The sequence below is a fragment of the Kitasatospora sp. NPDC049285 genome (assembly GCF_040678815.1).
GTDB lineage: Bacteria > Actinomycetota > Actinomycetes > Streptomycetales > Streptomycetaceae > Kitasatospora.
In genome coordinates, this window is the sequence record NZ_JBFAQR010000065.1 from 1 (window position 1) to 23,452 (window position 23,452).

19 protein-coding genes and 2 pseudogenes are annotated in these 23,452 nt (G+C 74.6%); 11 read left to right on the forward strand and 10 right to left on the reverse strand.

Annotated elements, in window-relative coordinates; translation table 11 throughout:
• Positions 1 to 257: 257 nt before the first annotated feature.
• Positions 258 to 2,477: an NADP-dependent isocitrate dehydrogenase gene (locus AB0K51_RS29270; protein WP_363460283.1), complete on the reverse strand. Its 2,220-nt coding sequence runs from the start codon at positions 2,475 to 2,477 to the stop codon at positions 258 to 260.
• 199 nt (positions 2,478 to 2,676) lie between these two features.
• Positions 2,677 to 3,315, reverse strand: a complete 639-nt coding sequence (locus AB0K51_RS29275; RefSeq protein WP_363460285.1) for a pyridoxamine 5'-phosphate oxidase family protein — start codon at positions 3,313 to 3,315, stop codon at positions 2,677 to 2,679.
• A gap of 240 nt (positions 3,316 to 3,555) precedes the next feature.
• Here AB0K51_RS29275 and AB0K51_RS29280 point away from each other — a divergent pair, with 240 nt between their 5' ends.
• Positions 3,556 to 4,419, forward strand: a complete 864-nt coding sequence (locus AB0K51_RS29280; RefSeq protein ID WP_363460287.1) for a universal stress protein — start codon at positions 3,556 to 3,558, stop codon at positions 4,417 to 4,419.
• A gap of 133 nt (positions 4,420 to 4,552) precedes the next feature.
• A complete protein-coding gene (locus tag AB0K51_RS29285; RefSeq protein ID WP_363460289.1) occupies positions 4,553 to 5,185 on the forward strand; it encodes a DUF4240 domain-containing protein in 633 nt (210 codons plus the stop codon).
• A gap of 7 nt (positions 5,186 to 5,192) precedes the next feature.
• Here the strand turns inward: AB0K51_RS29285 and AB0K51_RS29290 are convergent, their stop codons facing one another.
• Positions 5,193 to 6,872, reverse strand: coding sequence for a SpoIIE family protein phosphatase (locus AB0K51_RS29290; protein WP_363460290.1), 1,680 nt, complete (start codon positions 6,870 to 6,872; stop codon positions 5,193 to 5,195).
• Between the two features lie 338 nt (positions 6,873 to 7,210).
• Here AB0K51_RS29290 and AB0K51_RS29295 point away from each other — a divergent pair, with 338 nt between their 5' ends.
• Entirely contained in the window at positions 7,211 to 8,248 is a 1,038-nt protein-coding gene (locus AB0K51_RS29295; RefSeq protein WP_363460292.1) for a LacI family DNA-binding transcriptional regulator, read from the forward strand.
• Positions 8,249 to 8,315: 67 nt separating this feature from the next.
• On the opposite strand, the gene AB0K51_RS29300 is transcribed toward AB0K51_RS29295, so the two are convergent.
• Positions 8,316 to 8,885 carry a dienelactone hydrolase family protein gene (locus AB0K51_RS29300; protein WP_363460294.1) on the reverse strand — a complete coding sequence of 190 codons (570 nt, stop codon included), beginning with the start codon at positions 8,883 to 8,885 and terminating at the stop codon, positions 8,316 to 8,318.
• 114 nt (positions 8,886 to 8,999) lie between these two features.
• On the opposite strand from AB0K51_RS29300, the gene AB0K51_RS29305 reads away from it, so the two are divergent.
• From AB0K51_RS29305 to AB0K51_RS29315, 3 genes and pseudogenes are all read left to right on the forward strand, one after another.
• Positions 9,000 to 9,548 (forward strand): N-acetyltransferase, encoded by a 549-nt coding sequence (locus tag AB0K51_RS29305; RefSeq protein ID WP_363460296.1) that lies wholly within the window; start codon positions 9,000 to 9,002, stop codon positions 9,546 to 9,548.
• Between the two features lie 124 nt (positions 9,549 to 9,672).
• A complete protein-coding gene (locus tag AB0K51_RS29310) occupies positions 9,673 to 10,317 on the forward strand; it encodes a DUF6215 domain-containing protein (protein ID WP_363460298.1) in 645 nt (214 codons plus the stop codon).
• Positions 10,318 to 10,683: 366 nt separating this feature from the next.
• Positions 10,684 to 13,406: pseudogene (locus tag AB0K51_RS29315) on the forward strand (cellulose binding domain-containing protein).
• Positions 13,407 to 13,475: 69 nt separating this feature from the next.
• On the opposite strand, the gene AB0K51_RS29320 reads toward AB0K51_RS29315, so the two are convergent.
• On the reverse strand, positions 13,476 to 13,598 hold the full coding sequence (locus AB0K51_RS29320) for a hypothetical protein (RefSeq protein ID WP_363460300.1): 123 nt from the start codon (positions 13,596 to 13,598) through the stop codon (positions 13,476 to 13,478).
• Between the two features lie 38 nt (positions 13,599 to 13,636).
• On the opposite strand from AB0K51_RS29320, the pseudogene AB0K51_RS29325 reads away from it, so the two are divergent.
• Positions 13,637 to 13,753: pseudogene (locus tag AB0K51_RS29325) on the forward strand (DoxX family protein); the annotation flags it as partial.
• A gap of 18 nt (positions 13,754 to 13,771) precedes the next feature.
• Here AB0K51_RS29325 and AB0K51_RS29330 read toward each other — a convergent pair.
• A complete protein-coding gene (locus AB0K51_RS29330) occupies positions 13,772 to 14,488 on the reverse strand; it encodes a DUF4386 domain-containing protein (protein WP_363460302.1) in 717 nt (238 codons plus the stop codon).
• Between the two features lie 124 nt (positions 14,489 to 14,612).
• On the opposite strand from AB0K51_RS29330, the gene AB0K51_RS29335 reads away from it, so the two are divergent.
• Both AB0K51_RS29335 and AB0K51_RS29340 read left to right on the forward strand, forming a co-directional pair.
• Positions 14,613 to 15,311: a TetR/AcrR family transcriptional regulator C-terminal domain-containing protein gene (locus AB0K51_RS29335; RefSeq protein WP_363460304.1), complete on the forward strand. Its 699-nt coding sequence runs from the start codon at positions 14,613 to 14,615 to the stop codon at positions 15,309 to 15,311.
• A 16-nt stretch (positions 15,312 to 15,327) separates the two neighbouring features.
• A complete protein-coding gene (locus tag AB0K51_RS29340; protein WP_363460306.1) occupies positions 15,328 to 15,765 on the forward strand; it encodes a VOC family protein in 438 nt (145 codons plus the stop codon).
• A gap of 49 nt (positions 15,766 to 15,814) precedes the next feature.
• Here the strand turns inward: AB0K51_RS29340 and AB0K51_RS29345 are convergent, their stop codons facing one another.
• Positions 15,815 to 16,867 (reverse strand): LLM class flavin-dependent oxidoreductase, encoded by a 1,053-nt coding sequence (locus AB0K51_RS29345; protein WP_363460338.1) that lies wholly within the window; start codon positions 16,865 to 16,867, stop codon positions 15,815 to 15,817.
• 217 nt (positions 16,868 to 17,084) lie between these two features.
• Here AB0K51_RS29345 and AB0K51_RS29350 point away from each other — a divergent pair, with 217 nt between their 5' ends.
• Positions 17,085 to 17,693 carry a DUF3558 family protein gene (locus tag AB0K51_RS29350; protein WP_363460308.1) on the forward strand — a complete coding sequence of 203 codons (609 nt, stop codon included), beginning with the start codon at positions 17,085 to 17,087 and terminating at the stop codon, positions 17,691 to 17,693.
• A gap of 12 nt (positions 17,694 to 17,705) precedes the next feature.
• Here the strand turns inward: AB0K51_RS29350 and AB0K51_RS29355 are convergent, their stop codons facing one another.
• Positions 17,706 to 19,130 carry an NAD(P)/FAD-dependent oxidoreductase gene (locus AB0K51_RS29355; RefSeq protein WP_363460310.1) on the reverse strand — a complete coding sequence of 475 codons (1,425 nt, stop codon included), beginning with the start codon at positions 19,128 to 19,130 and terminating at the stop codon, positions 17,706 to 17,708.
• Positions 19,131 to 19,320: 190 nt separating this feature from the next.
• Between AB0K51_RS29355 and AB0K51_RS29360 the strand changes: the two genes are divergently transcribed.
• Entirely contained in the window at positions 19,321 to 21,795 is a 2,475-nt protein-coding gene (locus tag AB0K51_RS29360; RefSeq protein ID WP_363460312.1) for a hypothetical protein, read from the forward strand.
• Positions 21,796 to 21,821: 26 nt separating this feature from the next.
• On the opposite strand, the gene AB0K51_RS29365 is transcribed toward AB0K51_RS29360, so the two are convergent.
• Both AB0K51_RS29365 and AB0K51_RS29370 read right to left on the reverse strand, forming a co-directional pair.
• Positions 21,822 to 22,373, reverse strand: a complete 552-nt coding sequence (locus AB0K51_RS29365; protein WP_363460314.1) for a YceI family protein — start codon at positions 22,371 to 22,373, stop codon at positions 21,822 to 21,824.
• A 135-nt stretch (positions 22,374 to 22,508) separates the two neighbouring features.
• A complete protein-coding gene (locus AB0K51_RS29370) occupies positions 22,509 to 23,411 on the reverse strand; it encodes a phosphate ABC transporter ATP-binding protein (protein ID WP_363460316.1) in 903 nt (300 codons plus the stop codon).
• Between the last annotated feature and the right edge of the window lie 41 nt (positions 23,412 to 23,452).

A 23,452-nucleotide genomic window follows, 5' to 3' on the forward strand; every position in this document is an offset into this window, starting at 1 on the left:
TGTCGATGTGCTGTGGGCGATGCTGCGTGACAAGAGGCTGTTCACCTCCGCCCCGTCGGTCACGCAGACGGCTTGACACGATCATTGAGATTCCTTCTGGTCGTCGCTTCCCTTCGAGCGTAACGAACGTGTTCGTAGCGAACAAGTTCGGAGCAGCGGTGTGTCGTCCCGGAAACGCCGAACGCCGCCGGGAGGCCCCTTGCGGGGCGCTCCACGGCGGCGTCGAGGTCCGATCGGCCGGTTCGGCCGACGGTGCGTCAGGCCAGCGAGCCCAGCGCGTCGTTGAAGGTCTTCGACGGGCGCATCACGGCGGCGGCCTTGGCCGGGTCCGGCTGGTAGTAGCCGCCGAGGTCCACGGCCGAGCCCTGGACCGCGATCAGCTCGTCGACGATGGTCTGCTCCTGCTCGGTCAGGGTCCGGGCGAGCGGGGCGAACGCGGCGGCGAGCTCGGCGTCCTCGGTCTGCTTCGCCAGCTCCTGGGCCCAGTAGGTGGCCAGGTAGAAGTGGCTGCCGCGGTTGTCGATGCCGCCGAGGCGGCGCGAGGGCGACTTGTCCTCGTTGAGGAAGGTGCCGGTGGCGCGGTCCAGGGTGTCCGCGAGGATCTGGGCGCGGGCGTTGCCGGCGGTGGTGGCGAGGTGCTCGAAGGAGGCGGCCAGCGCGAAGAACTCGCCGAGCGAGTCCCAGCGCAGGTAGTTCTCCTTGACCAGCTGCTGGACGTGCTTCGGGGCGGAGCCGCCGGCGCCGGTCTCGAACAGGCCGCCGCCCGCCATCAGCGGGACGACCGACAGCATCTTGGCGCTGGTGCCCAGCTCCAGGATCGGGAACAGGTCGGTCAGGTAGTCGCGCAGCACGTTGCCGGTGACCGAGATGGTGTTCTCGCCGCGGCGGATGCGCTCCAGGGAGAGCTTGGTGGCCTCGACCGGGGACAGGATCTCGATGGTCAGGCCGGTGGTGTCGTGCTCCGGCAGGTACTGCTTGACCTTCTCGATCAGCACGGCGTCGTGCGCGCGGCCCTCGTCCAGCCAGAACACGGCCGGGTCGCCGGTGGCGCGGGCGCGGGTGACGGCCAGCTTGACCCAGTCCTGGATCGGCAGGTCCTTGGTCTGGCAGGCGCGGAAGATGTCGCCGACCTGGACGGGCTGCTCGAGGACGGTCTCGCCGTTCGCGTCGACCAGGCGGACGGTGCCGGCGGCGGCGATCTCGAAGGTCTTGTCGTGGCTGCCGTACTCCTCGGCGGCCTGGGCCATCAGGCCGACGTTCGGGACCGAGCCGATGGTGGCCGGGTCGAGGGCGCCGTTGGCGCGGCAGTCGTCGATGACGGCCTGGTAGACGCCCGCGTAGCTGCTGTCCGGCAGCACGGCCAGGGTGTCGGCCTCCTGGCCGTCCGGGCCCCACATGTGGCCGGAGGTGCGGATCATGGCCGGCATCGAGGCGTCGACGATGACGTCGCTGGGGACGTGCAGGTTGGTGATGCCCTTGTCGGAGTCGACCATGGCGAGCGCCGGGCCGTCCGCGATCTCGGCGTCGAAGGAGGCCTTGATCTCGGCGCCGTTCGGCAGCTTGTCGAGGCCGGCCAGGATGCCGCCGAGGCCGTTGTTCGGGTTGAGGCCGGCGGCCGCCAGGTCGGCACCGAAGGCGGCGAAGGTCTTCGGGAAGAAGGCGCGCACCACGTGGCCGAACAGGATCGGGTCGGAGACCTTCATCATGGTGGCCTTGAGGTGCACCGAGAACAGCACGCCCTCGGCCTTGGCGCGGGCGACCTGCGCGGCCAGGAACTCGTTCAGCGCGGCGGCGCGCATGACCGAGGCGTCGACGACCTCGCCGGCCAGCACCGGGACCTTCTCGCGCAGCACGGTGACGGCGCCGTCCTCGCCGACCAGCTCGATGCGCAGCGCACCGTCGGCGGCGATCACGGTCGACTTCTCGGTGGACCGGAAGTCGTTGACGCCCATGGTGGCGACGTTGGTCTTGGAGTCGGCCGTCCAGGCGCCCATCCGGTGCGGGTGGGTCTTGGCGTAGTTCTTCACCGACAGCGGCGCGCGGCGGTCGGAGTTGCCCTCGCGCAGCACCGGGTTGACCGCGGAGCCCTTGATCTTGTCGTAGCGGACGCGGACGTCACGCTCCTCGTCGGTCTTCGGCTCGTCCGGGTAGTCCGGCAGGGCGTAGCCCTGGGCCTGCAGCTCGGCGATGGCGGCCTTGAGCTGCGGGATGGAGGCCGAGACGTTCGGCAGCTTGATGATGTTCGCGCCGGGGGTCTTGGCCAGCTCGCCCAGCTCGGTGAGCGCGTCGGCGATGCGCTGCTCCTCCTGGAGGTACTCCGGGAAGACGGCGATGATCCGACCGGCCAGCGAGATGTCGCGGGTCTCCACGCTCACGCCCGCGGTGGAGGCGTACGCCTGGACCACCGGCAGGAACGAGTACGTGGCGAGGGCGGGGGCCTCGTCAGTGTGGGTATAGATGATGGTCGAGTCAGTCACCGTTGCTCCAGCTTCCACGTCTACAACGTCTTGATGTCAAGATATCTCGTCGCCGGGGTTCCTCCGCAACCAACCCCCCGCGCGGCGGGCCGCGGGCTCAGTTCGAACCCGACCAGGCGGCGGGGGCGATCACCCGGACCCGCTCGGTCGGGCCGTCCGCGCCGGGTGGCGTGAGGCAGAGCGAGGGCGACGACGGGCCTTACCGCCCGGCGATGGTCCGGCCGGTGACGGTGGTCGGGGTCAGGTGGACCCAGCGGCCGGGTTCGGTGGGGCGCGGGAGGTCGGCGAGGAGCCTGCGGTCGGTCACGTGGGCGAGCGGGCCGATCATCAGCACGCTCCAGCCCTCGCGGCGGTCGCGGTCGGCGCGGTCGACCTCGAAGGCCGCGTCGCCGCCGGGGCCGGGGGCGAGGGCGCCGCCCTCCGCGGTGCGGTAGAGGACGGCGTGCTCGTGCACCAGGTAGCCGACGGGGCACACCACCGGGCCGGCGGGCGTGGTGCGGGCGATCCGGCCGAGACCGTCCGCGCCGAGCCGCCGCCAGCACTCGGCCACGGTGAGGACGCCGAGCACGGGCGGCCCGGCCGGCACGGGACCGTCCTGCGCGGGCGGCGGGCCGGCGCGCTCGACCAGCGCCTCGAGGTCCAGCACGCCGGCCAGGCGCAGCAGCGCCGGGGGGTCGAAGTCGCGGCCGAGGGTGAGGAGCCCGCGCAGGTACGCGGTCGACATGCCGGCCCGGGCCGCGGCCTCGGGTTCGCTGAGGCCGAGCTCGACGATCCGCTCGGCGACGCGGTGCGCCAGGGCGGTGGGGTCGACGGGGGCCGGGGCGTGGTCGATGGTCATGTCGGTCGCCTCCCGATGATTCGTCCGGAACGGTCCGGAGATGTCCGCTGTCTCCAGCGTGCCGACCGAAGCCCCGCACCGGCAGGGGCCTTGGACCCGGGCTACGGGACCCGGGACCAATGGCCCTGCCGGGCGGGTCCGCCGACCCTTGCGGGCCCTCGGAGGGGGGAGAAGGGTGGGTGGCGACCCCGTACCGGGCGAAGGGGCCCGGTAGGGGCTCGCACCTGGGAAGGCAGTGTCATGACTCGTCCCGTCCTCGCCGCCGTCGACGCCTCGGTCCGCAGCCGGGCCGCCGCGCATTGGGCCGCCCAGGAGGCCGGCCGGCGCGGTGCGCCGCTGCGGCTGCTGCACGCCTGGCCGTATCTGGGTCGGAAAGCCAACGACCTGGTGAAGGCCGAGGACCTGGCCACGGGCGCGCTGACGATGCTGGACGAGGTGGCGCAGGAGCTGACCGCGGCCTACCCGGGCTTGGCGGTCTCCACCGACCTGGTGTCGGACGCGGCGATCGACGGCCTGTCCGAGGCCGCCGAGCAGGGCCAGCTGCTGGTGATCGGCACCCGCGGCCTGGGCGGCTTCCGCGGCCTGCTGGTCGGCTCGGTCAGCCTGGGCGTGGCGGGGCGCTCCGAGACCCCGGTGGTGCTGGTCCGCGAGGGTCGGCCGGAGCCGGAGGAGCGCGAGCCGGAGGTGGTGGTCGGCCTGGACGCGCTCGAACCGGCCGTCCCCGTCATGGAGTTCGCCTTCGAGGAGGCGGCGCTGCGCGGTGCCCGGGTGCGCGTGGTGCACGGCTGGGAGCTGCCGCCGGTCTACGGCTACGCGGGCTGGATCCCGGTGGAGACCGAGCGGCAGGAGCTCGGCACCCTCGCCGCGGGCATGGTCGCCGAGGCGGTCGCCCCGTGGCGGGAGAAGTACCCGCGCACCCTCGTCCTGGAGGACATCCGCACCGGCGGCGGCGCGGCCGCGCTGGTGGAGGCCTCCGCCCAGGCCGACCTGGTGGTGGTCGGCCGCCGGGTCCGCGGCCTGCCGCTGCGCACCCGCCTCGGCTCGGTCGCCCACGCGGTGATCCACCACGCGGAGTCCCCGGTCGCCGTCGTCCCGCACCGCTGACGCCGGGCCCCGTCGCCTGACGGGGCGTCACCCCGAGTCCGGCCGTCCCGCCGCCGTCCTTCTCCCCTCCCCGGGCGGCGACGGGACGGCCGCTTTCGTCGTACTGTCGGACCGGCCTGGCAGGCTGCCGGGCATGGACATCGACGAGTTCTGGCAGCTGATCGACTCCGCGCGCGAGGTGAGCGGCCCTCAGCGGCCGTTCGACGAGGCGCTGGTGGAGCTGCTGGCGGCCCGCCCGGAGGCGGAGATCCTGGCCTACGAGGCGCACTTCGACCGGCTGCACGCCGCGGTGTACCGCTGGGACCTGTGGGCGGCGGCGTACCTGGTCGGCGGGGGCTGCTCGGACGACAGCTTCATGGACTTCCGGGCGGGCCTGATCGCCCAGGGCCGCACCTGGTACGAGCGCGCCGCCGCGGACCCGGACGCGCTGGCCGACCACCCGGCGATGGCGGGCGACGGCGCGCAGGCGGAGGAGCTGTTCTTCTACGAGGACGTCAACTACGCGGCCTCGTACGCCTACCAGCGCCGCACCGGCGACCGCGGCCGGTTCGAGGCCGAGTACCGCGCGCACCTGGAGCGGCACGGCCTGCAGGTCCGGGAGTCCGACGAGGACCTGGGCGAGGACTTCGACTTCGACGACGAGGACGAGATGCACCGCCGACTGCCCCGGCTGGCCGCCGTCTTCCTCACGGACGACGACCCGGACGAGGACGATCCGGACGGGGACGACGTGGACGACGACGCATCGGCCGACGACGAGGACTGACCGGGCGTCAGCGCTCGAAGCGGACGGCCAGCAGGGTGGCGTCGTCCTCCGAGAGCGGCCCGGACATGGTGTGCACCACGGCGTCCACCAGGTCCTGGAGGACGGGTTCGGCGGCGTGCGCGGTGACGGCGGCGCGCAGGGCGGCGAGGCGGTCGTCGATGTCCTGGTCGCGCCGTTCGACCAGGCCGTCGGTGTAGAGCAGCACGGTGTCGCCGGGGTGGATCCAGGTCTCCACGGCGGTGTAGCGGACGTCGGGGAGGACGCCGAACGCGGGGTCTCCCCCGGCCTCGAGCAGGACCGCCGCGCCGTCGCGGAGCAGCACCGGCGGGGGGTGGCCTGCGCAGATCCAGCGCAGCAGTCGGCGGCCGGGGTAGTAGCGGGAGACGACGGCGGTGGCGGTGGACTCCTCGCCGTCGTCGCAGGCGATCTGGTTGAGCCACCCGCCGAGTGACTCGACCAGTGCCCCGGTGAAGGCGAGTCCGGCCAGCGCGTGCCGCAGCGTGGACATCAGGGCGACCGCGTCCAGCCCGTGTCCGCGCGCGTCGCCGACCGCGAACAGCAGCTGCCCGTCGGGGAGTTGACGCACCTTGAACCAGTCGCCGCCGATCCGCGCCTCAGCCGGGCGGTAGGCGGCGGCGGTGCTGACGCCCAGTCCGGTGAGGCGGGCGGAGCGGGGCTGCAGGGCGTCCTGGAGCCGCTGCACCACGTCGTGCTCGGCGTCGGCGCGGCGGGCCTGCCGCTCGGTCTCGTCCTGCTGTTCGCGCAGCCGCCGACGGCTCTCCGACAGCTCGGTGACGTCCTGCAGGACGACCCGCAGGCCCTCGACCAGCCGGCCGTCGTCGTCCCGGACGGCCTCCGCGACCAGCCGGACCCGGCGCGGCCGGCCGGAGCCGTACAGCTCGGTCAGCACGTCGAGGTCCTGGCCGGTGGCGAGCAGCCGGTCGAGGTCGCGGTAGAGCGCGGGGCGGGCGGTCTCGGTGACCCGGGCGAGGGCCTGGAGCGGGGTCGGCGGCGGCGCGTCCGGGGGCCGCCCGAGCAGTTCGGCGAAGCCCGGCGAGACGTCGAAGCGGCCGTCGCGCACGCTCCACTCGGCCCAGCCGACCCGGGCGATCCGCTGCGCGGCGCGGGCGATCTCCTCGGTCTGGTCGTCGGTCCACAGCAGGAGCAGCCGCCGGCCGAGCCGGTGCGCGGTGAGCCGCTCCCGCCGGGTGCGCCGGGTGCCGTCGGGGCGCGGCGTGTGCCACTCGACGGGGACCTCGCGGGCCGCGAGACCGGTCCGCAGCACCGTGTCGACGGCGCGCGCCCACTCCCCGCTGTACAGCCCCGGGTACGCCTCGCGCAGCGACACGCCCTGGCCGCCCGCCCGCGGGCGCCGCACCACCTCCGGGTGGTACGGGTGCCGGGCGGCGGCCTCGTTGACCAGCACCACGGCCAGGTCGCGGACGGCGCCGTCCGGGCCGAGCACCGGCTCGGCGAGCACCGCCGCCTGCGGGACGGCGTCCAGCAGGCGGTGCAGGTCGTCGTCGGGCGGGCGGGCCAGTTCCGGGTCCAGCTCCGCCTCCGGGACCAGCGGCTGCTGCTCGTCCGGCGGCTCGGGCCGCATCACCCGACGGTTCTCCTCGTGCAGCCGGCTGACGGTGCGTCGCAGCGCCTCGGCCCAGTCGGGTCGCTCCGCTCGCCCGTGCACCGCTGCCCCTCTCCGGACCCGTCCCGGACCCGTCGGGCGTCCGTCCCCGCGGTCGTCCCGCTGCCTTCCGGCCACCCTTCCGGGGCGGCGGGCGCGCCGCGAGTCCGGCGACCCGGACGGGTGAGCCGGCTCCCGCCGGATCGCTCCGGCGAGCTGGCGGTCCGTCAAGTACCCGTTTCCGGCCGATCCTCCCGGCGCGTGGCGCATGCGCCGCTACCGGCGGGTTCGGTGCCGTCCAGACCCTTGACGGTCCACCGACCACGCGCCTACGGTGCGGTCACGGTGGCCCCGGGCGGGTGGCCACGGCATCCCCCACTCCGCGCCAGGAAGGGCGGCCCGTGTTGCCAGCTCACCCGCTCCCTCACCCGTTCCCGACCCCCGTCGGCCGGGCCGAAGGCCCCGGTCCCACCCTGGCCGAGGTCGCGGCCCGCGCCGGCGTCTCCAGCGCCACCGCGTCCCGGGTGCTCAACCGCTCCGCGCCGGTCTCCCCCGAGGTCGCCGCCCGGGTCGAGCACGCCGCCCGCGAGCTCGCGTACGTCCGTCGGCGGGCCCCCGCCGCGGCGGCCCGCGACACCGGCGCGATCGCCGTGGTGGTCTTCGCCGACCTGCTGCCGTACCACGCCGACCCGTTCCCCGTCCGACTCCTGGCGGGTGCCCAACGCGCCCTCCCGGAGCGCGAGTTGGTCGTCCTCACCGCCGTCCCCGGACCGGCCAGGCCGTCGCTGGTGCGCTACCTGTGCGGCGGCCACGTGGACGGCGTGCTGCTGGTCGGACGGTGGAGCGACCCGGCGCTGCCCGGCCTGCTGCGCGCGGCGGGCGTCCCGGTGGTCGCGCTCGGCCGCCCGCCGCAGCCGCAGAGCGTCGCGCACGTGGACGCCGACAACCTGCGCGGCGCGCAGGCCGCCGTCCGACTGCTGCACCAGGCCGGCCGACGGGTCGTCACCACCATCGCCGGACCGCCCGACACCGCCGCGGGCGCCGACCGGCTGGCCGGCTACCGCCGGTCCCTGCTGGAACACGGCGACCCGACCCGCTGCACCGTCGCCTACGGCGACTTCGGCACCCGCTCCGGCGAACACGCGATGCTCCGCCTGCTCGACCAACGACCGGACCTGGACGCGGTGTTCGCCGCGTCCGACGCGATGGCGATGGGCGCGCTACGGGCCCTGCACCGCCTCGGCCGGAAGGTCCCGGACGACGTCGCCGTGATCGGTTTCGACGACGCCCCCGCCGCCGCCCGCTCCCGCCCCGGCCTGACCACCGTCCGCCAGCCCGTCGAGGACCTCGGCGCCCGCGCGGTCGAGCTCCTCCACGACCCCTGCCCCACCCGCTCGGTCGTCCTCCCCACCCACCTGGTGGTCCGTCAGTCCTGCTGACCGCTGCGCCGCCCGCTCCTGCCCCCCTCGGGGGTACGGGAGCGGGCCGCGCGGCGTCACCCGGCCGTCACCTCGCGTCGAGGAACTCGATCACGCGCTGGGTGAGCAGCAGTGCGGCCTTCGGGTCGTACGAGGGCAGCGAGGCGTCCGCGAACAGGTGGCGGTCGCCCGGGTAGATGACCAGCTCGGCGTCGGCGGCCTCCTCGACCAGCGCGCGGGCGGCCGCCTCGTCCTCCGCGAAGTACGGGTCGCCCGCCATCGCGTGCACCTGCACCGGCACGCCGTCCGGCCAGGTCTCGCCGAACTCCGTCACCGGCACGCAGCCCGACAGCAGCAACGCCCCCTGCGCACCCGCCCGGGTCTGCGCCAGCATCTGCGCGGGGAGCACGCCGAGCGAGAAGCCCGCGTAGACGACCTCCCGGGGCAGCTCCGCCACCGCGCGCACGCCGCGCCCGACGATCTCCCCGAAGCCCACCTCCTGGGCGTGCGCCACGCCCTCCTCGATCGACTCGAAGACCCGGCCCTCGAACAGGTCCGGCGTGTGCACGGTGTGCCCCGCCGCCCCGAGCTGGTCGGCGAACCCGAGCACGCCGGGCGTCAGCCCCAACGCGTGGTGAAACAACACGATCTCCGCCATGACCGGCCCCGCCCCTCGACTGTTCCCGCTACGGACGGCCCCGATCCTAGAACACCCGTTCGCCCGCTGCGAGGATCCTCCCGCCTGTCAGGGCCACGCCCTAAGCTCCCCGGCATGGAGCTGCGTGACGAGCGGGCGGGCGACGGGCCGGCGGTGCGGGACCTTCACCTGGCGGCGTTCGGCGGGCACGGGCCGGTGGTGGCCGGGTTGGTGGGGAGTCTGCGGGAGCTGGTGGCGGCCGGGGACGGGCTGTCGCTGGTGGCGGAGGCGGACGGGCGGGTGGTCGGGCACGTCATGGCCACCCGGTGCCTGCTGGACTCGCCGCGCCGCCTGGTGGACGTCCAGGTGCTGAGCCCGCTCGCCGTGCTGCCGGGCTTCCAGCGGCGCGGCGTGGGCGCCGCCCTGGTGCGACGCGTGCGGGAGCTGGCCGCCGAACGGTCGGCGCCGCTGCTGTTCCTGGAGGGCGATCCCGGCTACTACCGGCGCCTCGGCTTCGCCCCCGCAGGCGAACTCGGCTTCCGCAAGCCCTCGTTGCGCATCCCCGACGCCGCCTTCCAGGTCGTCCGGCTCCCCGCCCACGAGCCCTGGATGACGGGCACCCTGGTCTACTCCGAGCCGTTCTGGCGCCACGACGCGGTGGGCCTGCGCGACCCGCAGGCGTGAACGACCGCCCGGCCCGGCGAAACCCACGCGACGGGTCGAACGGCCGCCGCCTATGATCACCCGGCCGAGGGTGCCGCCGAGCAGTGGCGGGCAGCCGGCACAACCGGGGGGAACGGGCGGTCTGATGGACGGCAAGGGGATCAGGAACGCGAGCCTGCAGGCGGTCGCCGCGGTCGGGCTGACCGGTGTCGTGCTCGGCGGCCTCTGGGGGCTCGGCCAACTCGGCGACACCGCCGGGGCGGACGGGAAGCCGGCCGTCTGCGCGACCCCCGGTCCCCAGACCGCGGCCGGCTACCCGGCGCTGTGCGCCGCGCTCAACCGCCCCGACCTGCCCACCCTGCTCGGCACCCCCGACGACCGGGTCTCCATCGCCCAGCCGGCCCCGTTCGCGTTCGGCAAGGACGCGTCGGCCGAGGTGCGCCTGACGCACTCCGTGGTGGTGCTCACCGCCAGCCCCTCCCTGTCGGTCGAGGACATCGCCGACATGCCGCAGTTCCTCCCCACCCGCACGACCGTCCTCGGCCGCCCGGCCGTCGAGTACGTCGACCACGCGATGACCTTCGGCGCGGACGCGAACGGCAAGGCCACCACCGGCGGCGGCCCCGTGGTCCGCCACCTGATGGTCGCTCAGGACCTCGCCGCCCCGAACGGCCCCAGCTTCGAGATCGCCGTGTTCCGCCAGGACGCGACGTCCCCGGACATCTCCGTCGTCCGCCGGCTCGGCGAGACCGTCCTCCCCACCCTCCCCGCCTGGACCGCCACGCCGTAGCCGACCCGTCCGACGGATTCGACCGCTTCGACGACTCCGACCGACCGAACGGCTCCATCGACGGCTCCGACGATTCCCACAGGTCAGACGACCGCCGCGGGCCGGGAGCATGACGCGGCGTCAGGCGTGAACGTTTCAGGACCGGCCCGCCGTCGACCTGCGCCGCAGGTGGCTTCGGCGGTGCCGGCCTTGCCGCGTCGAACCGCTTGACCGCTTTCTGGAGGCCCCCACCCCCCGAGCCGGGAGAGTCCCCAGATGCGTCCAGTCCTCCTCGAACGGCGGCTGCCGGGCCGCCCGCCCGCCGCCGGGCCGCGGCGGCGTCCGCTGCTAGCGGCGACGGCCTCCGCCGCCGCCCTGGCCGCCTGCGTGGTGACCGCGGCACTGCCGCAACTGACGGCGAGTGCGACCGGGTCGTCCGCCGGGGCCACCGTGGCCGCGCAGGCGTACAGCTGGACCAACGCGCAGATCGGCGGTGGCGGGTTCGTCCCGGGCATCGTCTTCAACCAGGGGCAGAAGGGCCTGGTGTACGCGCGGACCGACGTCGGCGGCGCGTACCGGCAGGACCCGGCGACCAAGCAGTGGATCCCGCTGCTTGACTCGATCGGCTGGAGCGACTGGAACCTCACCGGGGTGGCCAGCCTCGCCACCGATGCCAAGGACCCGAAGCGGGTCTACGTGGCGGCGGGCAGCTACACCAACAGCTGGGACCCGGCGAACGGGGCGATCCTGCGCTCCACCGACCAGGGCGCGACCTGGCAGCGCACCGCCCTGCCGTTCAAGGTCGGCGGCAACATGCCGGGCCGCGGCATGGGCGAGCGGCTGGCCATCGACCCGAACAACGACGCCGTGCTGTGGTTCGGCGCGCCGAGCGGCAACGGCCTGTGGCGCAGCGCCGACTACGGCGTGACCTGGGCGAAGGTCGGCGCGTCCCGGTCACCGGCACGTACGCCCCTGACCCGTCCGACACCTCCGGCTACCAGAGCGACCCGCTGGGCGTCCTGTGGGAGGTGTTCGACCAGGGCAGCGGCACCGTGAACGGCGTGACGAAGACGGTGTTCGTCGGCGTCGCGGACAAGCAGAACAGCGTGTACCGCTCGGACGACGGCGGTTCGACCTGGACCCGGATCGGCGGCCAGCCGACCGGCTTCGTGCCGCACAAGGCGGTGCTGGACGCGTCCGGCGGCAACCTGTTCGTGTCGTACAGCGACACCGGCGGCCCGTACGACGGCGCGCACGGCGACGTGTGGAAGTACGCGACGGGCAGCGGGACCTGGTCCAACGTCAGCCCGGTGCCGTCCTCGGACAGCAGCAACAACTACTTCGGCTACTCGGGGCTCACCGTCGACCGCCAGCACCCGAACGTGCTGATGGTGACGGGCTACAGCTCGTGGTGGCCGGACACCCAGATCTGGCGCTCCACCGACTCGGGCGCCACCTGGAAGCCGTTCTGGTCGTACAACGGGTACCCGACCCGGGTCGACCAGTACGCGATGGACATCTCGTCGGTGCCGTGGCTGGGCTTCAACGCCAACCCGTCGCCGCCGGAGGAGGCCCCGAAGCTCGGGTGGATGACGGAGTCGCTGGAGATCGACCCGTTCGACTCGAACCGGATGATGTACGGCACCGGTGCGACCCTGTACGGCTCGTCCAACCTGACCGCCTTCGGCTCCGGTGGCAAGGTGGCCATCGCGCCGGTGGTGAAGGGCTTGGAGGAGACCGCCGTCAACGACCTCGTCTCGCCGCCGACCGGGGCGCCGCTGCTGAGCGCGCTGGGCGACCTGGGCGGGTTCCGGCACGACGACCTGACCAAGGTCCCGGCGAAGATCTTCAGCCAGCCCGACTTCGCCTCCGGCACCTCGTTGGACTTCGCGGAGGGCGCACCGGCCACCATGGTGCGGGTCGGTGACACCGCGTCGGGTTCCACCGGCAAGCACATCGGTTACTCCACCGACGGCGGCGCCAACTGGTTCGCGGCCTCCGCCGAGCCGGCCGGCGTGACCGGCGGCGGCCAGGTGGCCCTCGCCGCGGACGGCTCCGCCACGGTGTGGAGCCCGAAGGGCGCGGGCGTCCAGCGCTCCACCGGCTTCGGCGGTTCCTGGACCGCCGCCACCGGGCTGCCCGCCGGCGCGAGCGTGGAGGCCGACCGGGTCGACCCGAAGACCTTCTACGGCTTCGCGTCCGGCACCTTCTACGTCTCCACCGACGCGGGCGCCACCTTCACCGCGAAGGCCACCGGGCTGCCCGCCGACGGCGTCCGCTTCAAGGCGCTGCCCGGCGTGAAGGGCGACGTCTGGCTGGCCGGCGGCACCGCCACCACCGCCTACGGCCTGTGGCACTCCACCGACGGCGGCGCGACCTTCGCCAAGCTGGCGGGCGTCGGCCAGGCCGACGACATCGGCTTCGGCAAGGCCGCCCCGGGCACGTCCTACCCGGCGCTGTACTCCTCGGCCCAGGTCGGCGGGGTGCGCGGCATCTTCCGCTCGGACGACGCCGGCGCCAGCTGGGTGCGGATCAACGACGAAGCGCACCAGTGGGGTTGGACCGGCGCCGCGATCACCGGCGACCCGCGGATCTACGGCCGGGTGTACGTCGGCAGCAACGGCCGCGGCATCCTGTACGGCGACATCGCGGGCGGGGCCTCCCCCTCGCCGTCGCCGTCCGTCTCCACCTCGTCCTCGCCGTCGCCGTCGTCCTCGCCCACTCCTTCGCCCTCGGCCTCCGCCTCCGCGTCCCCGTCCCCGTCCAGCTCGCCGACCAGCGGTGCCGCCTGCGAGGTGGACTACGCGGTGACCGCGCAGTGGGGCGGCGGCTTCGGCGCCAACGTGACGCTGGTGAACCGGGGTTCGGCGGCGATCAACGGCTGGACGGTGGTCTGGACGTTCCCGGGCGGGCAGCAGGTCGGCTCGATGTGGAACGCGGCGTACGCGCAGAGCGGAGCGAAGGTCACCGTCACCAACATGTCCTACAACGGTGCTCTCGCGCCCGGGAGTTCGACCTCCTTCGGGTTCAACGGCAGCTGGAGCTCGGCCAACACCGCGCCGACCGCGTTCACCCTGAACGGGACGGCCTGCACGGTGAAGGCCTCCTGACCGCCCGCTGACCGCGGCGAAATCCGGTCCGCACCGCCGACTCGGCGACGGCGGACCGGACTTCGCCGTTCAGGCGGACGTCGAGGACGGCCGCGCCTGCTCGAACGGGACGGCGAACAGGTCGTGCAGCACGTACCCCACCCGCTGCCGGGGCGCGAGCGCGCCGAGGAGGACGAGCACCGCGTCGGCCACCTCCGCGCTGTGCAGCGCCGCGGCGTCCAGGGCGGCCGGTGCTGTTCTTCGTCGGCGCCGTCGCCGCGCACCTGCGGGCCCGGGTGTTCCACAACCTCGCCTTCCCGCTGGTGTACCTGGGCCTGGCGGCGGCCTCGGCCGGGTACTTCGGCTGACGGGAGGTCAGCCGACCTTCAGGCCGGGACGGGCACCGCTCCGGAGTCGGCATCGGCGGGGGCAGGCGTCGCGTCCGGGCGGAAGCCCTTGATCAGCAGGTTCAGCGCCAGCGTGATCTCCCAGGCGAAGGTCGGGAGCGCGGCGAGGCCACCGATCGGTGACAACTGGCTGTAGAGGCCGAACAGTTCGGCGGTCGCGGTGGCCAGCAGCAGCGGGCCGCCGACCAGGCCGAGCACCGCCACGTACCGCGGCACCAGGCGGGAGCGGTACATCACCCAGGCGAGCACCGTGGTGTTGGCGCCGCAGACGAAGTTCGGGCCGAGCAGGAACGTCCAGTCGTGGACGGCGACCAGGCCGCGGGCGGTGGTGAGCAGCGCGCCCGGGTCGGTGCCGGCCACCGGGTGCTGACGGAGCGTCACGACGGCGAGCAGGCTGACCACGCCGACGCCGATCACCGCCGCCTCCAGCGTCCGCAGCGCCGCGTAGCCGATCGCGCCGGCCTCGTGGTGGCGGCGGACCACCGGGTAGAGGGTGCATGCGGTGCCGACGATGCCCAGCATCAGCAGCACCTCGGCGAGCGCGCCCAGCAGCACGCGGTGGTCGGCTCCGGCGCCGAGCACGTAGCCGGTGTCGTGCAGCACCGGGCCGTACAGGGCGACCGCGCCGATGGCGGTGACGTGGGTGAGGAGGTAGCAGAAGCCCGCGGCGGCCGCGAGCTTTCTCCGAGATGCCACTGGGACTCCTTGCACAGGGTGGGCCGCACGACCCAGGTGTACGGCGTACACCTTCTGCTCGAAAGGTAGGGTGTACCGCGTACACCTGTCAACGTCCGTCCACCCGCCGGGAGGTTCTGCACCGATGGCCCCACCTCCGGAACCCGCGCGCCGACCGCCGCTCAACCGCGGGCGGGTGCTGGCCGCCGCGGTGGAGCTCGCCGACCGGACCGGCATCGAGGCGCTGAGCATGCGCGGGCTGGCCCAGGAGCTGGGTGTGGTGCCGATGGCGCTGTACAAGCACGTCGCCAACAAGGACGAACTGCTCGACGGGATGGTCGAGGTGATCGTCCACGAGATCGCCGCGCCGGAGGCCGGGGACGGCTGGCGGGCCGGGGTGCGCGCGCGGATCCTCTCCGCCCGGGCGGCGCTGCAGCGGCACCCGTGGGCGTCCCGGGCGATCGAGACCCGGACCCGGCCCACCCCGGCAGTGCTCGGCTACCTGGACTCGGTGATCGGCCTCTTCCGGACCGGCGGCGTCTCCGCCGACCTGACGCACCACGCGATGCACGCCCTGGGCAGCCGGGTGTGGGGCTTCACCCAGGAGCTGTTCCCCGCCCCGCCCGCCGGCGCCGGGCCCGACCCCGCCCAACTGGAGGCCCAGTTCCGCGAGCTGGCCGCGCACTTCCCGCACCTGGTGGAGATCGCCACGGCCCGCCCGCACGACCCCGACTCGACTGTCGGCGGCGGCTGCGACGATCAGTTCGAGTTCGAGTTCGCGCTGGACGTCCTGCTCGACGGTTTCGAGCGCCTGCACCACCGAGGATGGGCCTCCCGCCCCTGACACCCGGAGACCGACGATGACCGAGCAGCACTCCCCCGCGCAGCGCTCCCCCGGACAGTCCTCGTCCGAACAGTCCTCGTCCGCCCAGGTCCGGTTCGAGCGCGTGGCGCCGGTGGTGCCGGTGCGGGACCTGGACGCCGCGCTGGAGCGGTACCGGCGGCTCGGCTTCGCCGCCGAGCCCTACACCGGCGGCGAGCGGTACGGGTTCGTCTCGCGCGGCGCCGTCGAGCTGCACCTGACCGAGTGGGCGGAGAACGATCCGGCGCGCACCGGCGCGGTGGTCTACCTGTACGTCTCCGACGCGGACGCCGTGCACGCGCAGTGGGCCGCCGCCGCGGTGCCGGGCCGCCTGGTCGCCCCCGCCGACACCGACTACGGCCTGCGCGAGTTCGCTTACGTGGACCCGGACGGCACCCTGCACCGGGTGGGCTCGCCCACCCGGCCCGCCTCCTGACGTGCCGTCAGACCTGCGCCGTCAGACCTGCGCCGTCGGGCCTGCGCCGTCAGACCTGCGGCCGCCACCCGAGCGCGGGGCCCAGTGCACCGGCCAGGTCGGTGAGGATCTGCACGTAGTCGTCGTGGCCGAAGGTGAACGGCAGCGCGAAGGCGACCTCCTCGACCTCGCGGTACCCGGCGTGCGCGGACAGCCGTTCGGCCAGCTCCGCGCTCGGACCGACCAGGTCGGGGGCGAAGCGCAGCCGGCCCGGGCCGTGGGCGGTGGCGGTGCGTGCGGCGCGGGCCTCGACGTACTCCCGGTACCTGGCGGCCTGGCCGGGGGTGGCGCTGTCGGTCGGGATGACCACCAGCCCCTGCGAGACCCGGGCGGCTTCGCCGTCGGGGTGCGCGGCCCGGAAGGCGCGGATCTGCGCGGCCTGCAGGGCGGCGAAGTACGCCTCGGGGTCGGCCTGGACCGTCTGCGCGTCCTGCGCGGTCTCGTCCTTGACGACGTTGCTGGTGAGCAGGTTGAGCCCGTGCTCGCCCGCCCAGCGGGCCGAGCGGAGACTGCCGGCGCCGTACCAGATCCGCCCGGCGAGACCGGGGGCGTGCGGCTGGACCCGGTCGGAGTACTCCTCGATGCCCTCGGTGCCGCGGAAGTCGCTGGCCGGCTCGCCGCGCACCAGGTCGAGCAGTCGGCGGGCCCGGCCGTGGCCGAAGTCCTCCGCCTCGGCGGTGTCCGGGTACAGCGCGTCCTTGACCCGGGCGAGGTGGGCGGGCGGGCCGACGCTGATCCCGGGGTTGAGCCGCCCGCCGGAGAGCAGGTCGACGGTGGCCAGGTCCTCGGCGAGGCGCAGCGGGTTCTCCCAGCCGAGCGGGGTGACGGCGGTGCCGAGCGCGATCCGGGAGGTGCGCTGGGTGGCGGCGGCCAGCACCGTGAGCGGGGAGGAGATGCCGTACTGCAGGTGGCGGTGGCGCAGCCAGGCGCTGTCGAAGCCGAGGCGCTCGCCGAGTTCGATCAGCCGCAGGGTGGACTCGTGTCCGGCCCGCGGGTCGGCCTCCTGGTAGAGGCCGATGGTCAGGAATCCCAGGGCCCGCAGTGGCCGGTCGTGGTGGGGCACCGTGTTCTCCTCGCTCGCCGCGGCGCGGGGTGCGGCGCCGCCGTTCCCGGCCACGCTCACACACCGGCGGCGGTGGATCAACCGCCGCGGCGGATCGTCACGCGGGGTCGCGCTCCGGCCATGCCGCCGCAATCTTTCCGCCGCTCCTGACGAGCTGTCAGTTGACCCGCGTACGGTGGGGATTGATCGGATGGGTGACTGTCACTGGGGAGGGCTGATGGTGTTCGTGGACAAGCGGCGGTGTGCTGCGCTGGGGGCGGCGGTGCTGGCGGGGCTGACGCTGGCGGCGTGCTCGTCGTCCGGGGGCACGGCGAGCGGCGACGGGCGGTCCGCCACGGCGTCCGCGGTCCGCGGGGCTTCGTCGGCTCCTCCCGCACCGACCTCGGCCCCGTCCGCCTCCGCGCGGGCGGCCGGCACCCCGACCGGCGACCCGTGCGCGGTGCTGACGAACGGTCAGGTGACGGCGGAGCTCGACGCGTCGGACACGCTGCTCGCGGAGGGCGCGTCGAAGTCGACGTCGTGGGGTTGCACCTGGGGCTCGCGCACCGCGTACGTGGCGCTCGAATGGCTGGACGACAGCCGTTTCGCGCTGGCCACGGCCGAAGGCTCGGACCGGAAGGTCGAGCCGGTCCCGGGCATCGGCGAGAACGCGGTGCTGACGTCCTTCCGGGAGGACGGGCGGCACCCGGAGCTGGTGTTCACCGTGCAGGGCCGTCACTACTCGCTGGAGGCGGTGGCGGACCGCAGGGCGGTGGGTGCCGTGAACGCGCCGAAGGAGGCCGCCGCCGAGAAGATCCTGGCCGCGGTGGCGGCGACCCGGCTGTGAGCCGACGGACCGTCAACCCCGGTAGGTCTCCAGCAGGCGCAGCCAGACCTCGCTGATGGTGGGGTAGGCGGGGACGGCGTGCCACAGGCGGCTGATCGGCACCTCGCCGGCGACGGCGACGGTGGCGGAGTGCACCAGTTCGGCGACGCCCGGGCCGACGAAGGTCGCGCCGACCAGCACCTCGCGGTCGAGGTCGATGACGGCGCGGGCCCGGCCGCGGTAGTCGTCGCCGTAGAGCGAGCCGCCGGAGACGTCGCCGATCGCGTAGTCGACGGCGCGCACCCGCAGGCCGGCGTCCTCGGCCTCCCGGAGGGTCAGGCCGACGGCGGCGACCTCGGGGTCGGTGAAGACCACCTGCGGGACGGCGGCCCGGTCGGCGGTGGCGACGCTGCGGCCCCACGGGGCGAGGTCCAGCTCGCGGCCGGCCGCCCGGTCGGCGATCACCGCGCCGAACACCCGGCCCTGGTACTTGCCCTGGTGGGTGAGCAGGGCGCGCCGGTTGACGTCTCCGGCGGCGTACAGCCAGCCGCCGGGGACGTCCTTGGCCAGCCCGGTGTCGTCGACCTCGATCCAACTGCCGGGCTGCAGGCCGACGGTGTCCAGGCCGAGGTCGGCGGTGGCGGGGGTGCGGCCGGTGGCGAACAGCACCTCGTCGCAGGGCAGCCGGGTGCCGTCGGACAGCTCGAGGCGCAGCTCGCCGTCGCGTGCGAGCGCCGTCACCGAGACGCCGAGGCGGACGTCCACGCCCGCCTCGCGCAGCCCGTCGGCGACCAGTTGCCCGGCGAACGGCTCGGTGCGCTCCAGCAGCGCGTCGCCGCGGACCAGCAGGGTGACCTCGCTGCCGAGGGCCCGCCAGGCGGTGGCCATCTCGACGGCGACCACGCCGCCGCCGACCACCGCGAGCCGCCCGGGGACGGCCTTCGCGGAGGTGGCGTCGCGGCTGGTCCACACCCCGGCCTCGGCGATCCCCGGCAGGTGCGGCAGCGCGGCGCGGGTGCCGGTGCAGACCGCGACGGCGTGCCGGGCGGTGAGGACCCGCCGTGCGCCGCCCGGGAGTTCGACGGCGACCCGGCGCTCGCCGTCCAGCCGGCCGTGGCCGCGGACCAGCGTGATGCCGACCGACTCCAGCCAGGACACCTGTCCGTCGTCCTTCCAGTGCGAGGCGAAGGCGTCGCGCCGGGCCAGCACGGCGGCGGCGTCCAGCGGCCCGGTGACGGCCTCCCGGGTGCCGGGCAGGCGGCGGGCGTCGGCGAGTGCGGCGGCCGGGCGCAGCAGCGCCTTGCTCGGCATGCAGGCCCAGTAGCTGCACTCGCCGCCGACCAGCTCGGCCTCCACCACCGCGACGGTCAGCCCGCCGGCCACCGCCCGGTCGGCGAGGTTCTCCCCGGTCGGTCCCCCGCCCAGCACCACCAGGTCATACGTGTCCGCGTCGTTCATCGCGCTGCCCTCCCTGCGTTTCGGCGGCCTTGACGGCCCGTCACCCACAGTCCTACACCACGGCCCTCGGAGCTTCGTAGCGGGCACACAGGTGGCGGGCCCGTGGTCGGCTGACGCCCCGCCGGTCTCCCCGGCGGCGTCCTGCGCGGACCGGCCGTGCGTGACGCTCCGCCCGGGCATGATGGCTCCCATGCCCGTGCCGCCCGACGCCCCCGATCCGGCCCTCGACGCGAGGACCGTCAACACCAATCACGCCCGGGTCGAGACGCTGATCCAGGCGGGGACGGTGGAGCGGCTCACCGTCGTCCACGCGGGCCGGTCCGACGACGGCCTCGCGGAGCTCGCCGCGCACGCCCGCAGGCACTGGGCCGACCAGGCGGCGGTGCGCGCGCTGACCGGCACGCCGCTGCCGGTGGAGTGGGAGGCCGACGGGAGCACGGACGGGCTGCGCGTCGGCGTCGGCGACTGGCTCGCCGGGCCGGCGCCGGTGCGCCTCGCGGTGGTCGGCCCGGCCGGGGCGGGGAAGACCTCGGCCGTGATCCTGGCCGCCCTCGCGCTCCTCCCGCCGGGCGCGACCGGCGGTCCGGTTCCGGTCCTGCTCAGCCTCCCGGACTGGCGGCTCACCACCCGGCAGCGGGAGAGCTTCCACGCGTTCGTCGTACGCCGCCTGCAGGAGGACTTCGGCGTCCCGCCGACCCGGGCCGGGCACGATGCGGCGCTCCGCCTGGTCGAGGCCGGGCTGGTGGTCCCCGTGCTGGACGGGCTCGACGAGCTCGGTAGCGGCGAACGACGGCGCGCGCTGGAGCAGTCGGCGCGCGAGCTGCGGGACCACCACCCGCTGGTCATCACCTCGCGCCCGGCCGCACACGCGGACGCGCTGGACCTCGCCCCGGCGCTGATGGCAACGCTGCCGACGGTGCGCGCCCGCCCCGTGGCTCCGGCGTCGGCCCACGCCTACCTCACCACCCGCCTGCCGGAAGCCGCCCGGCCCGGCTGGGCCGCCGTCCTCGACCGGCTCGCCACCGACCCGACGGGGCCGGCGGCCGAGGCGCTCACCACCCCGCTGATGCTCCACCTCGCGGCCACGCTGCGGACCGGCGATCCCGGCGTCCTCCTCGACCGGCACCGCTTCCCCGCCCGCGCGGCGGTCGAACGACAGCTCTGGGACGGGTTCGTGGCGGCCCGCCTCGCCCACGGCGTGCCACCGCCCGGACTCCCCCGGCCCTCGCGCCAGTGGGAGCCGGACGTCGCCCTCCGCGCGCTGCGCCTGCTCGCCCGCCAGTCCCTGCGGGCGCGGAACCAGGACCTGGCCTGGTGGCGGATCAGCAGCCCGCTCACCGCGGCGCGGCCGTGGGGCGCGCTGGTGATGGTCGCGGCGGCGGCCCTCGGCACGGGGCTGGGCAGGGTGCTGGCCCCGCTGCTCTGGTCGGGCTCCGGCCGGCCGGGTCCGGCCGTACTCGCCCTGGCGCTCGGCATGGTGGTGGGCCTGGCCACCTTCTGCACCGTCCTCGGCCGCCACCTCGCCCGCCGAATCGTGTTCGAACTGGACGACCATCCACGGCAGTTCACCGCTGCTCCGGGCGCAGTGGCGGCCGTCGCCGCGAGCGCGGCCCTGGCCGTCGCCGGCTGGCTGGGCTCCGGCGGACTGCCGACCGTGCTCGCCCTGTTCCTGCTGCCGCTCGTCCCCAACCTGGTCCTGACCGGGCGCGCCGCCCCGGACTCCGCCGCCGACCAGCGGACCCTGCAGCGTCGGGAGCGGGCGATCGCCCTGTCCGAGGCGGCCCTGATCGCCCCCGCCGCCGCCCTGTCCTCGGTGTCGGTCTTCGACGCCTCGGTCTGGCAGGCGGCCGGTCCGGGCGCCCGCCCCGCGGCCCTGCTGCTCGCCTTCGGCTGTTCGGCGGCCGCACTCGTCGCGCTGAGCCGCTGGGGCCGGTGGACCGCCACCCGGGCGGTGCTGTCCGCGGTCGGCCTGCTGCCCTGGGACACCCTGCAATTCCTGGAGGACGCCCGCCTGTTGGGGGTCCTGCGGCGCAACGGGGTGAGCTACCACTTCTGGCACGCCGAGCTGCGCGAGCACCTCGGCCGGGCGCCCCGGCAGCCGGCGGACCGTCAGGAACCGCTGGAGGTCCGGTTGCGCGGCCGCGCCCTCGGCCTCCGCGAGCTGGGAGTCCTCGGCTACGAGCTGCTGCTCCCCGTCCTGGTCTACCTGCTGTTCGTCTCACCGATGTCGGCGGTCCACGGGGTGCGGGCCGATCTGCGGGAAAGCTGGCACGGCATCGCCACGATCTCGCCGCTGTTCCTCGTCGTCGCGCTGCTGCTGCTCCTCGCGACGGCCGCTGGGCTGTACTGCTTCGCATCGGACCTGCGGATCACCGCCGAGCTGATCGAGGTGAACGCGGGCCGTCGGCTGCGGGTCCACTGGGACGAGGTGGCGGAGGTGCGGGTCCGCCGGCTCGGACCCTCCGGGGCGGTGCGGCAACTGTTCCTCGGAGTCGCCGTCACCGGCCGCCTGCAGCTCCGCCTGCACCCCGATCCCACCGCTCCGGCCGGCCAGGACTGGCTCGACGTCTGGGACTTCGGCACCACCGACCGGATCCCGCCCGAGCTGGAGGCCGCCCTGGAGCGGTACGCGGGCGACCGCTGGCAGCGCTCCGGCGGGCGCTGAGCCGCGCCCGCCGGGCCGCCGGTCCGTCAGCTGTGCTTGATCGCCGAGATGTCGAACTCGAGGACCACCTTGTCGCCGACCAGGACGCCGCCGCCTTCGAGGGCGGCGTTCCAGCTGACGCCGAACTCCTTGCGGCTGATGGTGACCGAGCCCTCGAAGCCGGCGCGGAGGTTTCCGTAGGGGTCGACGGCGTTGCCGGTGTACTCGAAGTCGATCGAGACCGGGCGGGTGGTGTCCTTGATGGTGAGGTCACCGGTGACGCGGTACTCGGTGTCGGAGCGCGGCTCGACCGCGGTGGTGCGGAAGGTGATCTCGGGGAAGTGCGGGGCGTCGAGGAAGTCGTTGGTGCGCAGGTGCTGGTCGCGCTGCTCGACCCCGGTGGTGATCGACTCGGTCTTGATGACCACCTGGGCGGTGGAGCGGGACGGGTCGGCGCCGTCCAGGTGCGCGGCGCCCTCGAACTTCTCGAAGGAGCCGCGCACCTTGGTGACCATCGCGTGGCGGGCGACGAATCCGATCCGGGTGTGGGTGGGGTCGAGGACGTAGTCCCCGGTGAGCTCGGGCAGGTTGACGGCCATGGCGGCGCTTCTCCTCGCGGGGTGTGTGGGTTCCGCCACAAACGCTAGGGCTCGGCGACGCCCGGCCCCGGCATGACACACCGTCACGGACCGGTGTCCTGACCGGCCGTCACCACGGCCGGGTCCGCGCGCCCGTCAGCCGAATCGGCCGTTGACGTAGTCGGAGGTGCGCGGGTCGGCCGGGTTGCCGAACACCTGCGCGGTGGGGCCGTGTTCGACGATCCGGCCGGGCGTGTCGTGGGTGGCGAGGAAGAAGGCGCAGGACTGCGAGACCCGCTGGGCCTGCTGCATGTTGTGGGTGACGATGACGATGGTGACGTTGTGGCGCAGTTCCGCGATGGTCTCCTCGATGCGCCGGGTGGAGGTGGGGTCGAGGGCCGAGCAGGGCTCGTCCATCAGCAGGATCTCCGGGGAGACCGCGAGCGAGCGGGCGATGCACAGGCGCTGCTGCTGGCCGCCGGAGAGCGCCCCGCCGGGGGTGCCGAGGCGGGTGCTGACCTCGTTCCACAGCCCGGCCTGCCGGAGGCTGGACTCCACCAGGTGGTCGCGCTCGTCGCGGCCGACCTTGATGCCGGCCAGCTTGAGGCCGCTGACCACGTTGTCGTGGATCGACATGGTGGGGAACGGGTTGGGCCGCTGGAAGACCATGCCGATCCGGCGGCGGACGTCGGCGGGGCGGCGGCCGGACGCGTAGACGTCCTCGCCGTCGAGCAGCACCTCGCCGGCCAGCGCGGCGCCGCGGACCATCTCGTGCATCCGGTTGAGGATGCGCAGGTAGGTGGACTTGCCGCAGCCGGACGGGCCGATCAGCGCGGTGATCTCCCCGGCCCGCATCGTCAGCGAGACGCGCTCCAGCACCTTGCGCCGGCCGAACCAGGCGGTGACGTCGCGGGTCTCCAGCCCGGACAGGCCGTCCCCGGGCCCGCCGCCGGCGGGCACCGGGGGCAGCGGCACGGTCGGCGGGTCGGCCGGGCTCCCGGGGAACGGCTGGGCGGCGAACTTCTGGGTGGCGTACGGCGGTTCGGCGGTCTCGGTCATCGCCGGGCGGTCCTTTCCGACAGACGTGCGGTGGCGCAGCG

Coding starts and splice junctions, on each gene's coding strand:
- AB0K51_RS29275 (WP_363460285.1), bottom strand. CDS start 3,315: ATGACCATCGACCACGCCCCGGCCCCCGTCGACCCCACCGCCCTGGCG.
- AB0K51_RS29280 (WP_363460287.1), top strand. CDS start 3,556: ATGACTCGTCCCGTCCTCGCCGCCGTCGACGCCTCGGTCCGCAGCCGG.
- AB0K51_RS29285 (WP_363460289.1), top strand. CDS start 4,553: ATGGACATCGACGAGTTCTGGCAGCTGATCGACTCCGCGCGCGAGGTG.
- AB0K51_RS29300 (WP_363460294.1), bottom strand. CDS start 8,885: ATGGCGGAGATCGTGTTGTTTCACCACGCGTTGGGGCTGACGCCCGGC.
- AB0K51_RS29305 (WP_363460296.1), top strand. CDS start 9,000: ATGGAGCTGCGTGACGAGCGGGCGGGCGACGGGCCGGCGGTGCGGGAC.
- AB0K51_RS29310 (WP_363460298.1), top strand. CDS start 9,673: ATGGACGGCAAGGGGATCAGGAACGCGAGCCTGCAGGCGGTCGCCGCG.
- AB0K51_RS29335 (WP_363460304.1), top strand. CDS start 14,613: ATGGCCCCACCTCCGGAACCCGCGCGCCGACCGCCGCTCAACCGCGGG.
- AB0K51_RS29340 (WP_363460306.1), top strand. CDS start 15,328: ATGACCGAGCAGCACTCCCCCGCGCAGCGCTCCCCCGGACAGTCCTCG.
- AB0K51_RS29350 (WP_363460308.1), top strand. CDS start 17,085: ATGGTGTTCGTGGACAAGCGGCGGTGTGCTGCGCTGGGGGCGGCGGTG.
- AB0K51_RS29355 (WP_363460310.1), bottom strand. CDS start 19,130: ATGAACGACGCGGACACGTATGACCTGGTGGTGCTGGGCGGGGGACCG.
- AB0K51_RS29360 (WP_363460312.1), top strand. CDS start 19,321: ATGCCCGTGCCGCCCGACGCCCCCGATCCGGCCCTCGACGCGAGGACC.
- AB0K51_RS29365 (WP_363460314.1), bottom strand. CDS start 22,373: ATGGCCGTCAACCTGCCCGAGCTCACCGGGGACTACGTCCTCGACCCC.
- AB0K51_RS29370 (WP_363460316.1), bottom strand. CDS start 23,411: ATGACCGAGACCGCCGAACCGCCGTACGCCACCCAGAAGTTCGCCGCC.